14 protein-coding genes and 1 riboswitch are annotated in these 16,379 nt (G+C 55.5%); of the genes, 11 read left to right on the top strand and 3 right to left on the bottom strand.

Features of this window, described 5'->3' with window-relative positions; genetic code table 11:
• The first annotated feature begins 1 nt into the window (after position 1).
• The 5 genes from JD108_RS21200 to JD108_RS21180 all read left to right on the top strand — a co-directional run bounded on the left by JD108_RS21200 (position 2) and on the right by JD108_RS21180 (position 5,156).
• The gene (locus JD108_RS21200; RefSeq protein ID WP_198827889.1) at positions 2-1,171 is read left to right on the top strand and encodes an ABC transporter ATP-binding protein; all 1,170 of its coding nucleotides are present in this window, start codon (positions 2-4) and stop codon (positions 1,169-1,171) included.
• Positions 1,168-2,124 (top strand): carbohydrate ABC transporter permease, encoded by a 957-nt coding sequence (locus JD108_RS21195; RefSeq protein ID WP_198827888.1) that lies wholly within the window; start codon positions 1,168-1,170, stop codon positions 2,122-2,124. The genes JD108_RS21200 and JD108_RS21195 overlap by 4 nt, the downstream gene beginning before the upstream one ends.
• A 61-nt stretch (positions 2,125-2,185) precedes the next feature.
• On the top strand, positions 2,186-3,013 hold the full coding sequence (locus JD108_RS21190) for a carbohydrate ABC transporter permease (protein ID WP_198827887.1): 828 nt from the start codon (positions 2,186-2,188) through the stop codon (positions 3,011-3,013).
• Between the two features lie 44 nt (positions 3,014-3,057).
• Positions 3,058-4,392, top strand: coding sequence for an ABC transporter substrate-binding protein (locus tag JD108_RS21185; RefSeq protein WP_228728240.1), 1,335 nt, complete (start codon positions 3,058-3,060; stop codon positions 4,390-4,392).
• Between the two features lie 44 nt (positions 4,393-4,436).
• Positions 4,437-5,156, top strand: coding sequence for a glycerophosphodiester phosphodiesterase (locus tag JD108_RS21180; protein WP_198827886.1), 720 nt, complete (start codon positions 4,437-4,439; stop codon positions 5,154-5,156).
• 168 nt (positions 5,157-5,324) lie between these two features.
• Here the strand turns inward: JD108_RS21180 and JD108_RS21175 are convergent, their stop codons facing one another.
• Together JD108_RS21175 and ggt are read right to left on the bottom strand one after the other, a co-directional pair.
• Positions 5,325-7,319: a methyl-accepting chemotaxis protein gene (locus JD108_RS21175; RefSeq protein ID WP_198827885.1), complete on the bottom strand. Its 1,995-nt coding sequence runs from the start codon at positions 7,317-7,319 to the stop codon at positions 5,325-5,327.
• Positions 7,320-7,399: 80 nt separating this feature from the next.
• A complete protein-coding gene (gene ggt, locus JD108_RS21170; RefSeq protein ID WP_198827884.1) occupies positions 7,400-9,130 on the bottom strand; it encodes a gamma-glutamyltransferase in 1,731 nt (576 codons plus the stop codon).
• A 135-nt stretch (positions 9,131-9,265) separates the two neighbouring features.
• Positions 9,266-9,354, bottom strand: a riboswitch (cyclic di-GMP riboswitch).
• 266 nt (positions 9,355-9,620) lie between these two features.
• Here ggt and JD108_RS21165 point away from each other — a divergent pair.
• The 5 genes from JD108_RS21165 (at position 9,621) to JD108_RS21145 (ending at position 14,562) form a co-directional block, all read left to right on the top strand.
• Positions 9,621-11,285, top strand: coding sequence for a glutamine--tRNA ligase/YqeY domain fusion protein (locus JD108_RS21165; RefSeq protein WP_198827883.1), 1,665 nt, complete (start codon positions 9,621-9,623; stop codon positions 11,283-11,285).
• 224 nt (positions 11,286-11,509) lie between these two features.
• Positions 11,510-12,115: a QueT transporter family protein gene (locus tag JD108_RS21160; protein WP_198827882.1), complete on the top strand. Its 606-nt coding sequence runs from the start codon at positions 11,510-11,512 to the stop codon at positions 12,113-12,115.
• Positions 12,112-12,960: an energy-coupling factor ABC transporter ATP-binding protein gene (locus JD108_RS21155; RefSeq protein WP_198827881.1), complete on the top strand. Its 849-nt coding sequence runs from the start codon at positions 12,112-12,114 to the stop codon at positions 12,958-12,960. Before JD108_RS21160 ends, JD108_RS21155 begins: the two co-directional genes overlap by 4 nt.
• The gene (locus tag JD108_RS21150) at positions 12,957-13,793 is read left to right on the top strand and encodes an energy-coupling factor ABC transporter ATP-binding protein (RefSeq protein WP_198827880.1); all 837 of its coding nucleotides are present in this window, start codon (positions 12,957-12,959) and stop codon (positions 13,791-13,793) included. The genes JD108_RS21155 and JD108_RS21150 overlap by 4 nt, the downstream gene beginning before the upstream one ends.
• Positions 13,774-14,562 (top strand): energy-coupling factor transporter transmembrane component T family protein, encoded by a 789-nt coding sequence (locus JD108_RS21145; RefSeq protein WP_198827879.1) that lies wholly within the window; start codon positions 13,774-13,776, stop codon positions 14,560-14,562. Before JD108_RS21150 ends, JD108_RS21145 begins: the two co-directional genes overlap by 20 nt.
• Positions 14,563-14,655: 93 nt before the next feature.
• On the opposite strand, the gene JD108_RS21140 is transcribed toward JD108_RS21145, so the two are convergent.
• Complete coding sequence (locus JD108_RS21140) at positions 14,656-15,477, bottom strand: hypothetical protein (RefSeq protein ID WP_198827878.1); 822 nt, start codon at positions 15,475-15,477, stop codon at positions 14,656-14,658.
• Positions 15,478-15,627: 150 nt separating this feature from the next.
• Between JD108_RS21140 and JD108_RS21135 the strand changes: the two genes are divergently transcribed.
• Positions 15,628-16,368, top strand: a complete 741-nt coding sequence (locus JD108_RS21135) for a gluconate 2-dehydrogenase subunit 3 family protein (protein ID WP_198827877.1) — start codon at positions 15,628-15,630, stop codon at positions 16,366-16,368.
• Positions 16,369-16,379: the final 11 nt, after the last annotated feature.

Here is a 16,379-nt window from a genome sequence, read left to right as displayed (position 1 = left end):
GATGGCGGAAGTGGTGTTGAAGCAGATTACCAAGGCTTTTCAGAGCCAGAACGCGGTCAAAGGTCTGGATTTGGTCGTCCCCGACGGCTCCTTTACCGTACTGGTCGGCCCGTCGGGATGCGGGAAATCGACGACGCTCCGGATGATTGCCGGGCTGGAAGAGGCCACGAGCGGGGAGATTTTGATCGGCGAGCAGCCGGTTACCCATCTGCCTCCGGGCAAACGGGATGTCGCAATGGTTTTTCAAAACTATGCTCTCTATCCGACGATGAGTGTCTATGACAATATCGCCTACGGACTCAGAAACCGGGGATATTCGAAAAAGGAATGCCAGCAGCGGGTCGGGGAAATAGCCGAAGTCGTCGGCCTGACGCCGTACCTGACGCGGAAGCCCGCCCAGCTCTCCGGCGGACAGAGACAGCGCGTGGCCCTGGCCCGCGCGATGGTGAAAAAACCGCAGGTGTTCCTGATGGACGAACCGCTCTCCAATCTGGACGCCAAGCTGCGCAACCAGATGCGGGTCGAACTGACCAGCCTGCACAAGCAGTTGGGGAGCACCTTTATCTACGTCACCCATGACCAGGTGGAAGCGATGACGATGGGGGATCAGATCGTGGTGATGAACGAGGGCCAAATCATGCAGGTGGCGGCGCCGATGGAATTGTATCTGGAGCCGGAGAACCTGTTCGTCGCCCAGTTTATCGGCTCTCCGCCGATGAATATCATCCCCGCCGATGGAGACGGACAGGAGCAGTGGGGGTTCCGCCCGGAGAAAGCGCATCTCTGTCATGCGGATGCTGTATCCGCATCGACCTTGGATGAACTGCTCCTTCCCGGCCGAATCCATTCCCGGGAGATTCTCGGTTCGGATGCGCTTTACCATGTGGAAACCAAGAAGGGACGCATCGTGGTCAAGACCGCTGTGGACACCTTAATGGACAGCGGTACACCGGTGATGGTGACGGTGCCGCGGAGCAGTCTCTACGTCTTTGACCGGACCACGGGAAGACGGGTGAGACGGGCGGAAAATCGCTTGCGGCAATCAGGTAACAGTCAGCAGACACCCGATAGAGGGGCGAATGAGCCAGCATCCGGCTTTACGCCAGGCAAAGGTTCGCACTCGCCGGGCAGCTCGCCCGAGCCCGCCCTGGCCAAAGGAGTGGTTGGATGAGAAAAGCAGCTGCTGCTCAAGAACTGCCCGCCGCTGACGGGCCAGCGGTTACGCGGACGGAAGCGCGATACGGTCTGGCTGAGTGGCTTGAGCGGATCCGGCCGTATCTCTATGTCACACCGGCCCTTGCTTTTTTCGCTGTCTTTTTCTTCTTTCCCATCGCCTATGTAATCTACCTGTCGTTTTTTGACTGGTCCCTGCTCAATCTGGAGGAGATCGAATGGGTCGGATTGGCCAACTTCGCGGAGATCCTGCAGGACAGCGATTTCCGGCAGGTGCTGGGCACGACCGTGGTCTACACGCTCAGCACGGTGGCGCTGGGGATCAGCTTGTCCTTTTTCCTGGCCCTCTGGCTGAACCGGAAGGCCCGGATTTACGGACTGATACAGGCGGCTGTTTTCAGCCCCCACATCATCTCGCTGGTCTCCGTGGCGATGCTCTGGATGTGGCTCATGGATCCGCAGTACGGCTTGCTCAATGCCGTTCTGGAGTTTTTCGGCCTGCCGGGCTACACGTGGCTGTCTGACACCAAGAGCGCACTCTTGTCCCTGATCCTGGTCAGCGTCTGGAAAGGGGTCGGCTACAATACGATCGTCTTTATTGCCGGGCTGCAGAGCATTCCGCGGGACATCTACGAAGCGGCTTCGCTGGACCGCTCCCCCTGGTGGCGGACACTGTCGCGGATCACGATCCCGATGCTGTCGCCGACGATCTTCTTTTTGCTCGTCATCAACACGATCTCGTCGTTTCAGGTATTCGACACCATCTACATCATGACGCAGGGGGGACCGGTCAACAGCACCAACATGCTGGTCTTCTACATCTATGAGCAGGGCATGGACTTTTACAACGGGGGCATTGCCTCGGCAGCTTCTGTCATCCTGCTCGGACTGGTCGGTCTGCTCACGCTGATCCACTTTCGGGTGATGGAGAAGCGCGTTCACTACCGGTAGTCATCGGATTGAGGCAGCATCGCAGCAAAAAGGATGAAGAGTGGAAAGGAGGCGGATCGGGATGCAACGAATCGGCATCAAGGCCTGGAAAGCCGTGGAGTGGCTGCTGCTTGCGGCAGTGGCGCTGGCCTTTGTGTTTCCGTTTCTCTGGATGTTTTTGACGGCATTTAAAACCATGCCGGAGGTCTACCAATTCCCGCCGACCTGGTGGCCGGAGTCCTGGCAGTTTGAAAATTTCGAGACCGCCTGGAGATCGGGACCGTTTCTCACCTATGTATGGAACAGCTTTCTCGTGGCGGCAGGGATTCTCGTCCTCCAGCTATTGACCGGAGTGCCGGCGGCGTATGCCTTTGCCCGCTATCGCTTTCGCGGCAGAGAGGCGCTGTTTGGCCTCACCCTGATCGCCCTGATGATCCCCGCGCAGGTCATTTTTCTCCCCGTCTATGTGGAACTCAGCCACTGGGGGCTGGTCAATACCCTGTGGGCCTTGATCCTCCCGTATGGGGCGAGCGCGTTTGGCATCTTTCTCTTGCGCCAGTCATTCATGCAGGTCCCGGATGAAATCATCGAAGCGGCCCGGCTCGACAACGCCTCGGAATGGAAGATCATGTGGACGATCATGGTGCCGATGGCCAAGCCAGTGCTTGTCACTTTTGGCCTGTTCAGCTTCATCTACCACTGGAATGACTATTTCTGGCCGCTGATCATGACCAACAGCGCGGAGGTCAGAACGCTGCCTATCGGCATCTCCATGCTCAAGGCGGTAGAAGGCGGCAAGCTGTGGAATGTGATCATGGCGGGCAACATGATTCTCGTCCTGCCGATTCTCGCCATATTCTTTTTCGCGCAGCGGCATATCATCCGCGCGTTTGTCTACCAATCCAAGTAATCCGGAGAGCATGTTTTCTCTGATAATAAAAGGAGGCATTTGCGGTGAAAAAAGTTCGTATATCGATGATGGCATGTGTATTGGGTCTGACGGCTGTGCTCGCTGGATGCGGCACCGGCAATCAACAGGGGGCAGGCGGACAGGCAAGCGGTGCGGGCGGTTCTGCCTCCCAGCCCCAGTCCCAGGCGGCTGATGCGAAGCCGGTCGAAATCGATTTCTGGTACGCCCTCGGCGGCCGCAACGGCGAAATGATCGAGAAGATGGTAAAGGAATTCAACGAGTCCCACAAGCACATCGTCGTGAAACCATCCTATCAGGGCAGCTACTACGAAAACCATGCCAAGGTGCTGGCCGCCGTATCCGCAGGGAACCAGCCTGATGTGACGATGGTGGAGGTAGGTTCGATCGGCGCTTTTGCGGAGGCAAAAGTCTTGCAGGATCTGGGCGAATACGCGAAAGGCGCGGAAGACAAGTACATTCCCGGTTTGATGGGCAACTCCTACTGGAAGGAAAAGCTGTACGCCATTCCGTTTAACCGCTCGACCCCGCTGCTGTATCTGAACCGGGATCTGCTGAAAGCGGCAGGACTTGATCCGGAAGGGCCGAAAAGCTGGGAAGAGCTGCGCCAGTTCTCCCAAGCGCTGACGAAAAAAGAGGGAGACAAGACGAAAACCTACGGATTCTCCACGCCGATTGACATCTGGTTTTACGAAGCGCTGGTCTTCCAGAGCGGGGGAAATATCCTGAGCGAAGACGGCAAAAGCCTGCTGATTTCCGAAGAGTACGGAAAAGCTCCACTGGCCTTCTGGACGAGCATGCTGGAAGAGGGCATAATGAAGGCACCTCCCGGCGAGAAGTACAATGCCTGGGATGTCGCCAAGCAGGATTTCATCAACCAGCAGGTAGCCATGATCTTTACGTCGACCGGAGATCTGCGCGGATTGAAGGAAGCGGCCAAGTTCGACATGGGTACAGCCTTTCTCCCGGCCAACAAGAGCTATGGAGCCCCTACCGGGGGAGCCAATCTGGTGATGCTGGCCAAGTCTTCCGATGAAGAGAAAAAAGCTGCCTGGGAATTCATAGAATGGATGACAGACACGAAACAAACCATCCCGTGGTCCCTGGAGACCGGGTATATGCCTGTAACGAAAGCAGCCGTGGACTCCGATGAGATGAAAAAGGCTTATGAGAAAGAGCCGAACTTCCAAGTAGCGGTCAAGCAGCTGGAGTACGCTAAACCGCGTCCGATGGTGCCGGGCTACAAGGAGCTGCAAGAAGTGATTATGACGGAAATCCAGCGGGCTGTATTAGGGCAGGCGACTGTCGACGAGGCGATTGGAAATGCTGTGGAAAAAGGGCAGAAGCTCTTGAAGAAGTAAGGAAACAGGCCACGGGGCAACCGAAGCAAAATGGAGGGAAGAACATGAACATCTGTATGGCACACCGCGGCTGGTCGGGAAAGGCGCCGGAAAACACGATGACCGCCATCCGATTGGCGCTGGCAGAACCGGCGATTGGCGCGATTGAGATCGATGTGCAGCTGTCCAAAGACGGCGTACCGGTGCTGCTCCATGACTTCACGCTGGAGCGAACGACAAACGGCAACGGGTTGGTTTCTGCATTCACCTATGAAGAATTGCGCACCCTGGATGCTGGACGCTGGTTTGGCGAGCGGTATGCCGGTGAACGGATTCCCTCCCTGGAGGAAGTGCTGCAGGCAGTCAAGGGACGCTGCCTGCTGAACATCGAACTGAAGACGGCCCCCGGGATGCATCCGGGCCTGTCCGAGACGGTCCTGGCTCTGCTGGAGCGGCATGATATGAAGCGGGACGTCTATGTCACCTCTTTTGACCATGAGGAAATCCGCCGATTCCGGAGCCTCGACGCCGAAGTGAGATGCGGCCTGATTGTCTGCGCAAATCCGGTTATGATGCTGGAGCAGCTTCGCGAGGCAGGAGCCACTGTCCTGTCCATCGCCTATCCGTATCTGACCGAGGAGTTGGTCAACGCTGCCTTTGAACAGGGGATCGAGGTAATCGCCTGGACAGTAGATGATCCACAAGCGATTCAGCAAATCGTAAAGACATATCCACATGTGCAAATCTGCACCAATCATCCGGATCGCATGCTGGCCATTTGCTAGCAGTAGGGTGCCAAGCTGATGCCCGCAAGTCGAGGGGCATCAGCTTTTTTTTGCCAGTCGAAAAAAAACGAGCCCCCGAAGTGACCCATCTCGCTTCGGGGGCTGTTTCCTGTATACGCAAAGGGAGCGCTTTGTCACTGCTGCGTGCGGGATGCACGGGAGGCGCATCTACCGGTAGAGGACAAACTTTCGCACTTGTTCTTGCAAATCCTCGGCCACTTTTGCCAAGGACTCCGCCGACGAGGTGACCTGCTGGATAGCAGCCAGCTGCTCTTCTGTCGCCGCGGACACATTTTGCGTGCCATCCGCCGAGTTTTCCGCAATCGCAGAGATCTGTCCAATCAGCTGGACGACTTGTTCGGTATCTTTGGTCATCAGCTGGGAATAGGCCTGAACCTCCTGAATCTGGCTGGCCACCTGCGAGACAGAATCGCGTATCTGCACAAAAGATTTACCGGCTTCGTTTACGACCTCGATGCCCAGGGACACTTCTCGCGTGCCTTTTTCCATCGAATCGACAGCCTGATGCGACTCGTTCTGGATCGAGGCGATCAGCTGCTCGATTTGTTGGGCGGAGCTTGCCGATTGCTCAGCCAGCTTGCGCACTTCATCGGCTACTACGGCGAAGCCGCGGCCATGTTCGCCCGCCCTCGCGGCTTCGATCGCCGCATTGAGCGAAAGCAGATTGGTCTGTTGGGCAATATCGGTAATGACTTGGACGATTTGGCCAATTTCCTGAGAGCTGTCTCCCAGTCGTTTGACGATGGTAGCGATATCGTTCACGGTAGCATGGATCAGTTCCATCTGATGCATGACCGTTTCAATTGCCTGGTTGCCGTGAGCCGCAATTTGCGAAGCTGTCATGGCAGACTCTGCCGCGTGTTGAGCGTTGGCGGCGATGTTTTGGATGCCCTTGGACACTTCGTTGATGGTGCTGACGCTCTCTGATACGCTCTGCACCTGCTGCTCCGCGCCGTAGGCGACTTCTTGGATGGAGGAAGCGATTTGTTCGGTCGCCTTGCTGGTCTCCTCTGCGTTTGCAGACAGCTCTTCCGCCGAGGCGGCCAGTTCTTCCGCAGATGTATTCACTTTTTGGATGATGTCGTGCAAGTTCGCCACCATGAGGTTGACGGATTCTGAGAGTCGACCGACTTCGTCTCTGCTTCTGATCTTCAATGGGTCTACTGCCAGATCGCCATCCGCGATACGGCCGGTCACGGAAGCCACTTCCACAATCGGGCGGCTGATTTGACGGGAGACAAAGAAGGCTGCTGCTAGCACGATGGCGGTAACCACACATACCAGGATGATGATATACCTCGTGATGGCCCATACCTGCGAGGTAATTTGCTCGCTGGGCATATGGAAGAATAGACTGTAATTCGTACTGGGAATCGAAGAGAAGGTAACGACGTATTCTTTTCCGCCGTCCTGATAAGTCGAGGATCCTGATTCCGCTGCCCCGGTCTTCAGGATGGTGGTCAACCCTTCTGGCAATGCAGCTTCTTCAATGCTTTTGCCGATCAGTTCTGGATTGGGGTGTACCTGGATCAGCCCTTTGTTGTCCACGAGTATCGGATAGCCGTCTTCACCAAGGTTCAAATTTTGCAGGAAGGTGGATGTGAAGGAATCTACATTGACAAGTCCCGTTAACACCCCAAGCTTTTGCCCTTCCTTGTTAATGACAGGGGAGGCGACGACAATCGAGCGATTGCCCGTCGTTTTTGCGATCAGCATGTCAGAAAAGCTGGATTTGCCCTCCATTCCCAGCTTGAAAAACGGACGCTCCCCGAGGTTGATTCCTAGACTGCCTTCGAAGGTGTCCGCTGTGACGATCCCGTCAGGGGAGATAAAGGTATTGCCGTCAAAAATTTTGAGTTCTTTGGTAAATCGGCGGATAAAATCGTTTTTTGCCTCGGCATCTGTAGACTGAATGTCCGAAGAACGTGCCAGTACCGTCACTTCCGTCAGTCTTCTGTCTAACCACTGATCCATTCCCTGGGCGGTGGACTTCGTCAAGTCGACCATTGATTCCTTTTGTTTCTCAATGAGAATCTGGGTGCTCTCAGTCAGGACCAGGTAAGAGTTGATGATCAGGGGTACGACAGCCAAAAGCAGAAACCAGATGACGAGCTTATTGCGAAGCTTGCTGAACAGGCGCATGGATGCAGCATCCTTTCGTGATTCATGCTAGGAAATCAGACTGCTGAGCCTTTTGCCCAGCAGTCTGATGACTGACAGTATTAGTAGCCCATCGCGGCTCCTTCACCGCGGGGGTCGGCACCGCCGAATTTAATGTTGGTTACAGGATCGATCAGGATCGCGCCGGATTGACCCATCGCATCCGTATAGGCCGCTTCCAGCTTTTCAACCGGATGGCCTCGCTTGATCAACTCATCCAAAACGTCCTGCGGAATGCGGCTTTCCACTTTCAAGTTGTTGGAGGAAGAACCCCAGTTGCGTCCATGCAGCCATCTCGGCGCTTCGATCGCATCTTGGACGGAGAAGCCGAAGTCGATAATCCGCGTCGCCAGAGCCGCTTGTGTCTGTGGCTGGCCTTCACCGCCCTGTGTGCCGTACAGGAGGTATGGTTTATTGTCTTTCAGCATCATCGCCGGATTGATGGTATGGAAGGTGCGTTTTCCCGGCTCCAGATGGTTGATATGGTTCGGGTCGAGGGAGAAGTAGCTTCCCCGGTTTTGCAGCAGAACGCCCGTGTCTTTCGCAACGATGCCGGAACCCCAGTCGAAGTAGTGGCTTTGAATCATGGAAACGGCATTTCCGTATTTGTCAACGACGGCCAGCCAGGTGGTGTCCCCTTTTGGATCCAGCGGTTCGACTGTTTTGGCCGCTTGCTTCATATCGATGCGGGCAGCCAGTTCTTTTCCATGCTCTTTGGACAACAGCTTGTCCACAGGAATATCCACAAATTCCGGATCGGTCAGCCACTTGTCACGGTCGGCAAATGCCTGTTTGGTGGCTTCAACGATCACGTGGTAGTAATCCGGTGTTCCTTCACCCAAGCTCCTCAGATCGATGTTGTTCAATATGTTTAGGATAGATAAAGAGGCCATGCCTTGGGAGTTGGGTGGCACATTGTACGCCTGGAAGCCGCGGTACTCAACGGAGATTGGATCGGCCCACGTGGATGTGTGTGTCTCAAAGTCTTTCAGCGTGAGCAAACCGCCGTTTGCTTCCATGTCTTTGACGATTTTTTGGGCGATTTCGCCTTTGTAGAAACCGTCCGCACCTTTTTTGGCGATCACTTTCAGCGTGTTCGCCAGATCTTTTTGCTTGAGGACTTCGCCCGCCTGATACGGCTCGCCGTTCTCTTTCAGGAAGGTCTTGCGGAACTCTTCAAAGCGCTGCAGATTCTTCAGGTCGTTGTCGGTCGGGTCAGTGGCGTATTTCGTCCAGTACACCTGGTTGGGCGATACCGGGTAGCCGTTTTCCGCGTAGCCAATCGCGGGATCAAGCAAGCGCTCCCACTTCAGCTTGCTGTCTCCGGCCAGCTCCTTTTGCGCGTAGTGGTAGGCCTCCCACCAGCCGGACACGACACCGGGCACGGTATTCGCAGACTCGTACCCGCGCGACGGGATCTTTTCATAGCCTTTTTCCTTGTAATACTCGATCGTCGCTTTTTCACCGGCACGACCGCTTCCGTTCAACGCCCGGACTTCTTTCGTCTTGGCGTTGTAAATCAGCCAGAAATTGTCTCCGCCGATGGCCGTGTAGTGAGGGTACACGACAGCCAGCGTCGAAGCGGCGGTGATCGCTGCGTCTACGGCATTTCCGCCATCTTCCAGCGTTTTGAGGGCCGCGGCCGTAGCCAAATAATGCGGAGTGGTGACCATCGCGTTCGGGGCCATCGTAGTCGGACGATTGGCCGCTTCCGTTACAGAGGAAAAGCTGGACAATCCGATCACAGCTGTCAAAGCAAGCGCAGAAGCCTTGCGCCAGAAACTCTTTTTCACGATTCTTCATCCTCCATTCTTTATGAATAAAGCAAAAAAACAGTGGAAACGATTGCTGATAGAGCCACCTCCTTTTGCTGAACACAACAAAAAGACCAATGACATAGGATCATCGGTCTCGTCCTACATCAATACTTCGGCAGCTGGCTGGCTTTTCTACCAAGTAGAGATGAGCCCCTATAGCTTTGCGTCGCCGGATTCCCCCGGGTTTGCCATTATCGATATTAATGAAAGGTATTGGTTAACATGTGTTCAATAAATATCTTCGGCATAATCTGGTTCGTTTTTTAGTAGAAAATGATATTTGTCACAACTACCTTGGATGATTGTCACGCTATTTATTCACCTATTCCCTGTTTTTCACAGAACGAATCCACGATTTGCAAATTTTGCACTTGCAAGTAGGCTTGGCCGGAGGGCGATTTTGTTGAACTATCGCGATGGAATCAGTATTATGGAATGTAAAGGTGAAGGGAAAGGTTGATTTTCATTGGAAAACAAATCGGCATCATCCAACTTTATCCGCAACATCGTCTTGGAAGACCTGCAAGAAGGCCGAGTCAAGGAAATCGTGACACGCTTTCCTCCAGAGCCGAACGGGTATCTGCATATCGGGCATGCCAAAGCGATTTGCCTCAATTTTGAACTGGCAAAGGAGTTTTCGGGCAGAGCCCACCTGCGCTTTGACGACACCAATCCGCTGAAGGAAGATACGGAGTACGTAGAAGCGATCAAGGAAGACGTGAAGTGGCTGGGATATGAATGGGACGGGCTGTATTTCGCATCGGACTACTTTGAAGAGATGTACGAGCGGGCTGTTCTCCTGATTAAAAAGGGACTGGCCTATGTGTGCGACCTGTCGGCTGAAGAGATTCGGCAGACCAGGGGGACATTGACGGAGCCGGGAACCAACAGCCCCTACCGCAATCGTTCGGTGGAAGAGAATCTGGACTTGTTTCATCGGATGCGCAATGGCGAGTTTAAGGACGGCGAAAAAGTATTGCGCGCCAAAATTGACATGAGTTCTCCTAATATCAATCTGCGCGACCCGGTCCTCTATCGGATCGCTCACGCCTCGCATCATAACACCGGAGACAAGTGGTGCATCTATCCAATGTATGACTTCGCCCATCCTTTGGAGGACGCCATCGAGGGTGTTACGCATTCGCTCTGCTCCCTGGAGTTCGAGGATCACCGTCCGCTCTACGACTGGGTGATTCGCGAGTGCGAGATGGATAAGGTGCCGAGACAGTATGAATTCGCCCGTCTGAATCTGACCAATACCGTGATGAGCAAACGGAAGCTGAAACAGCTGGTGGATGAAAAGGTAGTGGACGGCTGGGATGATCCCCGCATGCCGACCATCTCCGGACTGCGGCGGCGCGGATACACCCCGGAATCGATCCGGACATTCGCCCGCGAGATCGGGGTAGCGCGAACCAACAGCACCGTCGATGAAAAAATGCTGGAACATTTTATTCGCGAGGACTTGAAGCTGAAAGCGCCGCGTACGATGGCCGTGCTCCGTCCGCTCAAAGTCGTGATCACGAACTATCCGGAAGATCAGGTAGAGATGCTGGATGCCGAGATCAACCCGGAAGTACCGGAAATGGGCATGAGAAAAATACCGTTTTCCCGTGAAATCTATATCGAACAGGATGATTTCATGGAGAATCCGCCGAGCAAATACTTCCGCCTCTTCCCGGGAAATGAAGTGCGGCTGAAGCACGCGTATTTCATCAAGTGCAATGACGTGATCAAAGACGAGCAAGGAAACGTGATCGAAATCCACTGTACCTATGATCCGGAAACAAAAAGCGGCAGCGGCTTTACCGGCCGCAAGGTGAAGGGGACGATTCACTGGGTAGACGCCAAGCATGCGCTGCCGGCCGAATTCCGCTTGTATGAACCGTTGATTCTGGATGGCCAGGAGGAAGGGGCCAGTTTTCTGGACAATGTGAATCCCAACTCGCTGGAGACGCTTCAGGGGTTTGTCGAGCCGGATATGAAGGCGACCAAGCCGCAGGATAAATACCAGTTCTTCCGTCATGGCTATTTTAACGTAGACCCGAAATATACGAGAGAGGACAAGCTGGTGTTCAACCGGATCGTCTCTCTGAAAAGCTCGTTTGAATTGCCGAAGCAAGGATCTTGATAGTATGCGGGAAAAGCTGTTGACGTCTGTTGAGGACGCTCGACAGCTTTTTTGCGCGTGAGGCGCAAGCCTGTGTCTCTGTATGCGGGCGCTCCGGTTTTCTTCGGCAGGGCATCGGGCGTAGGCTGTCACAAGTTCCAGCATTGCGAGAGTGATCGCAGAGGGGTAAACTAGCATCATGTTACTCTCATTATCTTTTTTCACATAAAAGGAGGATATTCGAGATGGGAACGTCTCTCTTTCGGCGCAAGTGGACGACCGTCGATTTTGTTCTGATCGTCGTCACGGCGGCATTGTACGCAGTCGCCCTGATTATGCTGGCAAACGTGAAGCTCATGGTGGGCGTTCCGCTTCGCCCGGCCAATGCGCTGCAGCCTGTATTCGGCATCTTGTTTGGCATTCCCGGCTGTTTGGGACTAGCTTTTGGCAATGTGGCGAGCGATCTGTTGACGGGCAGCGCACCGCCGCACGCAGTGGCTGTCGGCTTTCTCGGAAACTTTTTGGGCGGATATATCAGCTATCTGGCAGTCAGCCATCCGGTCTTGAAAACGAAGCGCAGTATTTTGCAATATTTCATATTCGTTGTTCTGATCGCATCGGCCGTCGTCGCTTGCTCCATCCTGATCAACGTGGCACTCGGGTTTACCCCGATGGCGATCGCCACGATGTTTATCCCGACCGTCTTCTTGAATCAAGCGGTCTCCACCGCGATCCTGGGGCCGTTTTTGCTCAAATTGCTGTATCCGTTCGTCAAACGGGCAGGACTGTACCGCGGACGCGTCTATGGCAGCGACCTGCTGCCGGTTGAAGAAGGCGGGCTGCGTCCGTGAACGGAAAGCCGCTGCTGAGGCTGGACGATGTGAGCTGGCAGTATGAGAGCGGCAGACGGCCGGCTTTGTCCAACCTTACGCTGTCCCTCTATCCGGGGGAGGTAGTGGGCATCGTCGGCCCCTCGGCAGCCGGGAAAACGACGCTTCTGCTGGCTCTGTCCGGGCTGATCCCGAGCAATTACACCGGCCATTTCTCCGGCAAGCGAGAGGTGGAAGGGGAGCTGGGCATCGTCTTTCAAGACCCGGAGACCCAGTTTATCGGTTTGACGGTCGAAGAGGAAATCGCCTTCAGCCTGGAAAACAGCGGGCGCCCGGATGAGGAAATCGCGCAGCGGATTGATGAGGTCCTGCGGCTGGTCGGACTGGAGGGATTTGCGCCGCGATCCCCCTTTGAACTGTCGGGGGGAGAAAAACAGCGCGTGGCCATCGCTTCTGCCCTGGCCCATCGCCCGCAGATCCTGCTGTTGGATGAGCCTACCTCGGAGCTGGATCCCAAGGGGGCGAAGGACGTGTTTCACTTGCTCCAGAGGCTCAAGCAGGAGCAGGAGATCGCCATCGTCGTCTCCTCGCATGCGACCGAGGAACTGGCACAGTTTTGCGATCGCGTCTTGCTGATCGCGGACGGGCGGATCGAGCTGGACCTGCCCACCCGTCCGTTTTTCGGCGAGATCGAGGAGCTGGAGCGGCACGGCATCCTCATACCCGACGCTGTTTTGCTGTATCAGGAACTCTGCCGGGCGCATCTTTTGCAGAAGCGGGAGGAAGGCGTCCCGCTCCATGTGGAGGAGTTGGCCGCATGGTGCCGTGAAGAGGGCATCGGCCCGGGCGGGAGGAAGCAAACATGAACGAACTGATCCGCTTTGATCACGTCTCTTATGGCTACAGCGCCCAAAAACAGGTGCTCCAACATATTTCCCTGTCGGTTTATCAAGGCGATTTTATCGCGATCATCGGCGGGAATGGTTCCGGGAAGACGACGCTTGCAAAGCACTTCAATGGTCTCTACAAGCCAACCGAAGGGACGGTTACGGTCGCCGGCCGGGATACCCGGTCGCTTTCGGTGGCCGAGTTGTCGCGCTTTGTGACGTATTGTTACCAAAATCCCGATCATCAGATTTTTCAATCAACCATCTACGAAGAAGTGGCATTCGGCCCCAAAAACATGGGCCTCTCCGGCACGGAGCTGGAGGAGCGCGTGACCGAGGCGCTCCGGGCGGTGGGTTTGGAGCAGATGCGGGAGGCAGAGCCGTACTTTTCGAGCAAAGGCACCCGGCAAAAAATTGCGGTCGCTTCGATTCTGGCCATGAAACCGGAAGTGATCGTGCTGGACGAGCCGACGACAGGCCTGGATCATCGGGGGGTCCGGGACATTATGGAGCTGCTCAGGCAGCTGCACCGGGCCGGCCATACCATTATCGTAGTGACCCATGACATGAAGCTGGTGGCCGAATACGCATGGAGAGTGCTGGTCATGCATCAGGGGAGTCTTTTGTACGACGGCACGCCGCGCGAGGTATTCACCCGTCCGGATGTGTGGGAAAAGGCCCAGGTAGAGCCGCCGGCTGTCTATCGATTTGGGGTGGCGGCAGGCTGGAGTGCGCCTGTCCCGCTCACGATGGAGGAAGCCAAGGAACGGCTTGCGGAGGAGAGAGTCAAGCATGAAACATGCCCATCCTAGCTTTGTGCTGCTGTCCTTTATCCTCTTGGGGACATTGCCGTTTCTATTCCAGGACCCGCGCTTTCTCGCTGCGGCCCTATTGATCAATGTTCTCTTGATCGCCAAACTGGGCTGGAATCGCTCGATGGTAAAGGGGTATCTCCTGATCGGTGGAGTCGGGGCCGTCTTTGCCGCCATCACTTGGCTGCCGTTCACAAACCTGGGCAAGCCTTACTGGAGCAGTACGATTCCCTGGATCGGCTATCCGGTTCAAATCACGGACACAGGTGTTCTCTGGGCGCTGGGGATGGGGCTCAGGCTGGCAAATGTCGCGCTGCTGTCGATGTACTATCTGTTCCAGTCCAGTCCCCGGGAGATTGCCATGGGGCTGCGGGGGCTCGGCCTGCCGTTTTCCATCAGCTACATGCTGTCGCTGATCTTCCGCTTTATCCCTCTGGTCAAGCGCGATTTGGCGACGATCCGCGAGGCACAGATGGTGCGGGGGCTGGAATTGGGAGAGGGCTCCCTCTCGGAAAGACTGCGGAAGTACGGATTTGTCCTCGTTCCCCTGATCTTCAGCTCGCTCAAGCGCGTGCAGTTGATTGCCAATGCACTCGATGCCAAGGGTTTTCAGATGAGAAACAGCCGTCACCGCTTTTACCGTATGCCCAAGTGGAAAACAGGCGAGCGGGTCATCCTGCTGCTGGGCTTGGCGGTCGTCATGACCCTGTTTTACTTTGCGCGCATCCATCCCGAGCATGTGGGTGTGCTGATTCCCGGAAGAATCTGATCCGGGCTTCGATCAAAAAAGGACAAGCAGACTGGCATAATGCCAGCCGGGCTTGTCCTTTTTTGTCATGCCTTCCCTAAGAGAGGGTATGGTCTAACGGCCGCCGCCGGGTGATGCGCTGCGCAGCAGGAGAGCGAGGTCCTGAGCCAGATTGGCGTTGCCTGCGGCATTTGTGCTGCCGGCCGTCCTCGTAGTACGGTTGTTGCCGGCCGTGCCGGAGATACCAGTCGTGCTGGCGTTGTTCGGGTCCAATTGTCTTGCGCCCCCCATGCTCTGCTTGATTCGCTCCAAGGCTGCAATCGCTTGGGGCTGGGTGACCGTCCGAATCTGGACGCCGCCGCCGTAAATCCGCTCCAGCTGGTCTTTTGCCTGGGCCAACAAGCCGTCTCGATCACTCGTACCCAGCGTGCCCACCTGTCCATCCTTGAACTGCGTGCCGCGCTGGGAGCTTCCGCGATAATTGCTCAGCACATGAGATTGTGTCTCGTCCATCTGATTGACGGAAAGGGTTTTTCCGTCGGCAGGGGCGATAAAGACGCTGTCATGGACAACCAGCACCTGTACGCCGTTTACTCCGGCCGCCGCCAATTGAGACTCCAGGTTGGTGGAAGGCCCGCCGTCCAAAAGACCGGAGCTGCCCATCCGGCTGTAGGTGGCGGTGCCCATGCCGCTGTTCGTTCCGCCATGCCGATTGGTGGTCAGCTTTTTATCTCGGTCGACACTGGGGATGACCGTCATCTGGTCATGTTCATGTCCCCCCGCTGCCTGCTGGTGCATCGACTGGGTCTGTGTCCCCTGGTTCTGGCCAGCCTGATTCGCGGCGCCTTGATTCCCCTGGTCCGGCGCTCCCTGGCCTGCGCATGCCGCGAGCAGGCAGATGAGGCTGAGGCCGCTGATGATTTGTGGTATACGCATCCATCTATCCCTCCATTTTTCCAGCTAGGGTTAGGATTTACCGATTATTGCCTGTTTATTGATGGCGCGATATGGAAAATTTTCACCCAAAACGATTAATTTGGCACGATATTGCGCAAATAAAAGATAGACATTCAGGAGGTGGACGCTTTGGCACAGACAGATGAAAGACAAGAGCAGGCCGTATCAAGACGAAAATTCTTGAAAAACTCCGGTTTGGTTCTGGGCGGCCTGGTGATTGGCGGCGTGGCGGGCAGCTTGCTGAAAACGCAGGGACCTCCTGTTCCGCAGGCGGCTCCGGCAGCTCCGGATTTTAACCAGGCGCTGATGTATTTCACTCCTGAGCAATTCCGCGTGGTAGATGCAGCGACGGAACGGATTTTTCCAGAGGATGAAAACGGCCCAGGAGCGAGGGCATTGGGGGCCGCTTATTTTATCGACCACCAACTGTCGGGAGATTGGGGATTTAACGCCCGCGATTACATGCAGGGGCCTTTTTTTCCGGGTGAAGCCACGCAGGGCTACCAAGGCAGGCTGAAACGCCGGGAAATTTTCGATATTGGGATACAGGAGATGAACAACTACAGCACGTCCAAATTCGGCAAGCGTTTTTACGAGCTGGAGGCGGATCAGCAGGATGCGGTGCTGAAGGCCTTTGAGACGAATGAGGTCAAGCTGACGACGATCTCCGCCAGCGGTTTTTTCCAGATGCTGCGCGCATCTACGCTGGAAGGGATTTATGCCGATCCGCTCTACGGAGGCAACAAAAACATGGACGGCTGGAGGCTGAAACGCTATCCGGGCAACCAGATGGCCTACACGCAGGTGATCGAGCAAGATCAGTTCGTCAAAATGGACCCTAAAAGCTTACGAGACCATCAGCATGGATAGGAGGGGACGGA

Source organism: Brevibacillus composti (assembly GCF_016406105.1).
Lineage (GTDB): Bacteria > Bacillota > Bacilli > Brevibacillales > Brevibacillaceae > Brevibacillus > Brevibacillus composti.
Note: the sequence above shows the minus strand (reverse complement) of the source record. Positions and strands in the feature narration are given on the sequence as shown.

Excerpts from the sequence above, each read along its gene's own strand:
- JD108_RS21200 (WP_198827889.1), top strand. The coding sequence starts at position 2 with ATGGCGGAAGTGGTGTTGAAGCAGATTACCAAGGCTTTTCAGAGCCAG.
- JD108_RS21195 (WP_198827888.1), top strand. The coding sequence starts at position 1,168 with ATGAGAAAAGCAGCTGCTGCTCAAGAACTGCCCGCCGCTGACGGGCCA.
- JD108_RS21190 (WP_198827887.1), top strand. The coding sequence starts at position 2,186 with ATGCAACGAATCGGCATCAAGGCCTGGAAAGCCGTGGAGTGGCTGCTG.
- JD108_RS21180 (WP_198827886.1), top strand. The coding sequence starts at position 4,437 with ATGAACATCTGTATGGCACACCGCGGCTGGTCGGGAAAGGCGCCGGAA.
- JD108_RS21175 (WP_198827885.1), bottom strand. The coding sequence starts at position 7,319 with ATGCGCCTGTTCAGCAAGCTTCGCAATAAGCTCGTCATCTGGTTTCTG.
- JD108_RS21160 (WP_198827882.1), top strand. The coding sequence starts at position 11,510 with ATGGGAACGTCTCTCTTTCGGCGCAAGTGGACGACCGTCGATTTTGTT.
- JD108_RS21150 (WP_198827880.1), top strand. The coding sequence starts at position 12,957 with ATGAACGAACTGATCCGCTTTGATCACGTCTCTTATGGCTACAGCGCC.
- JD108_RS21145 (WP_198827879.1), top strand. The coding sequence starts at position 13,774 with ATGAAACATGCCCATCCTAGCTTTGTGCTGCTGTCCTTTATCCTCTTG.
- JD108_RS21140 (WP_198827878.1), bottom strand. The coding sequence starts at position 15,477 with ATGCGTATACCACAAATCATCAGCGGCCTCAGCCTCATCTGCCTGCTC.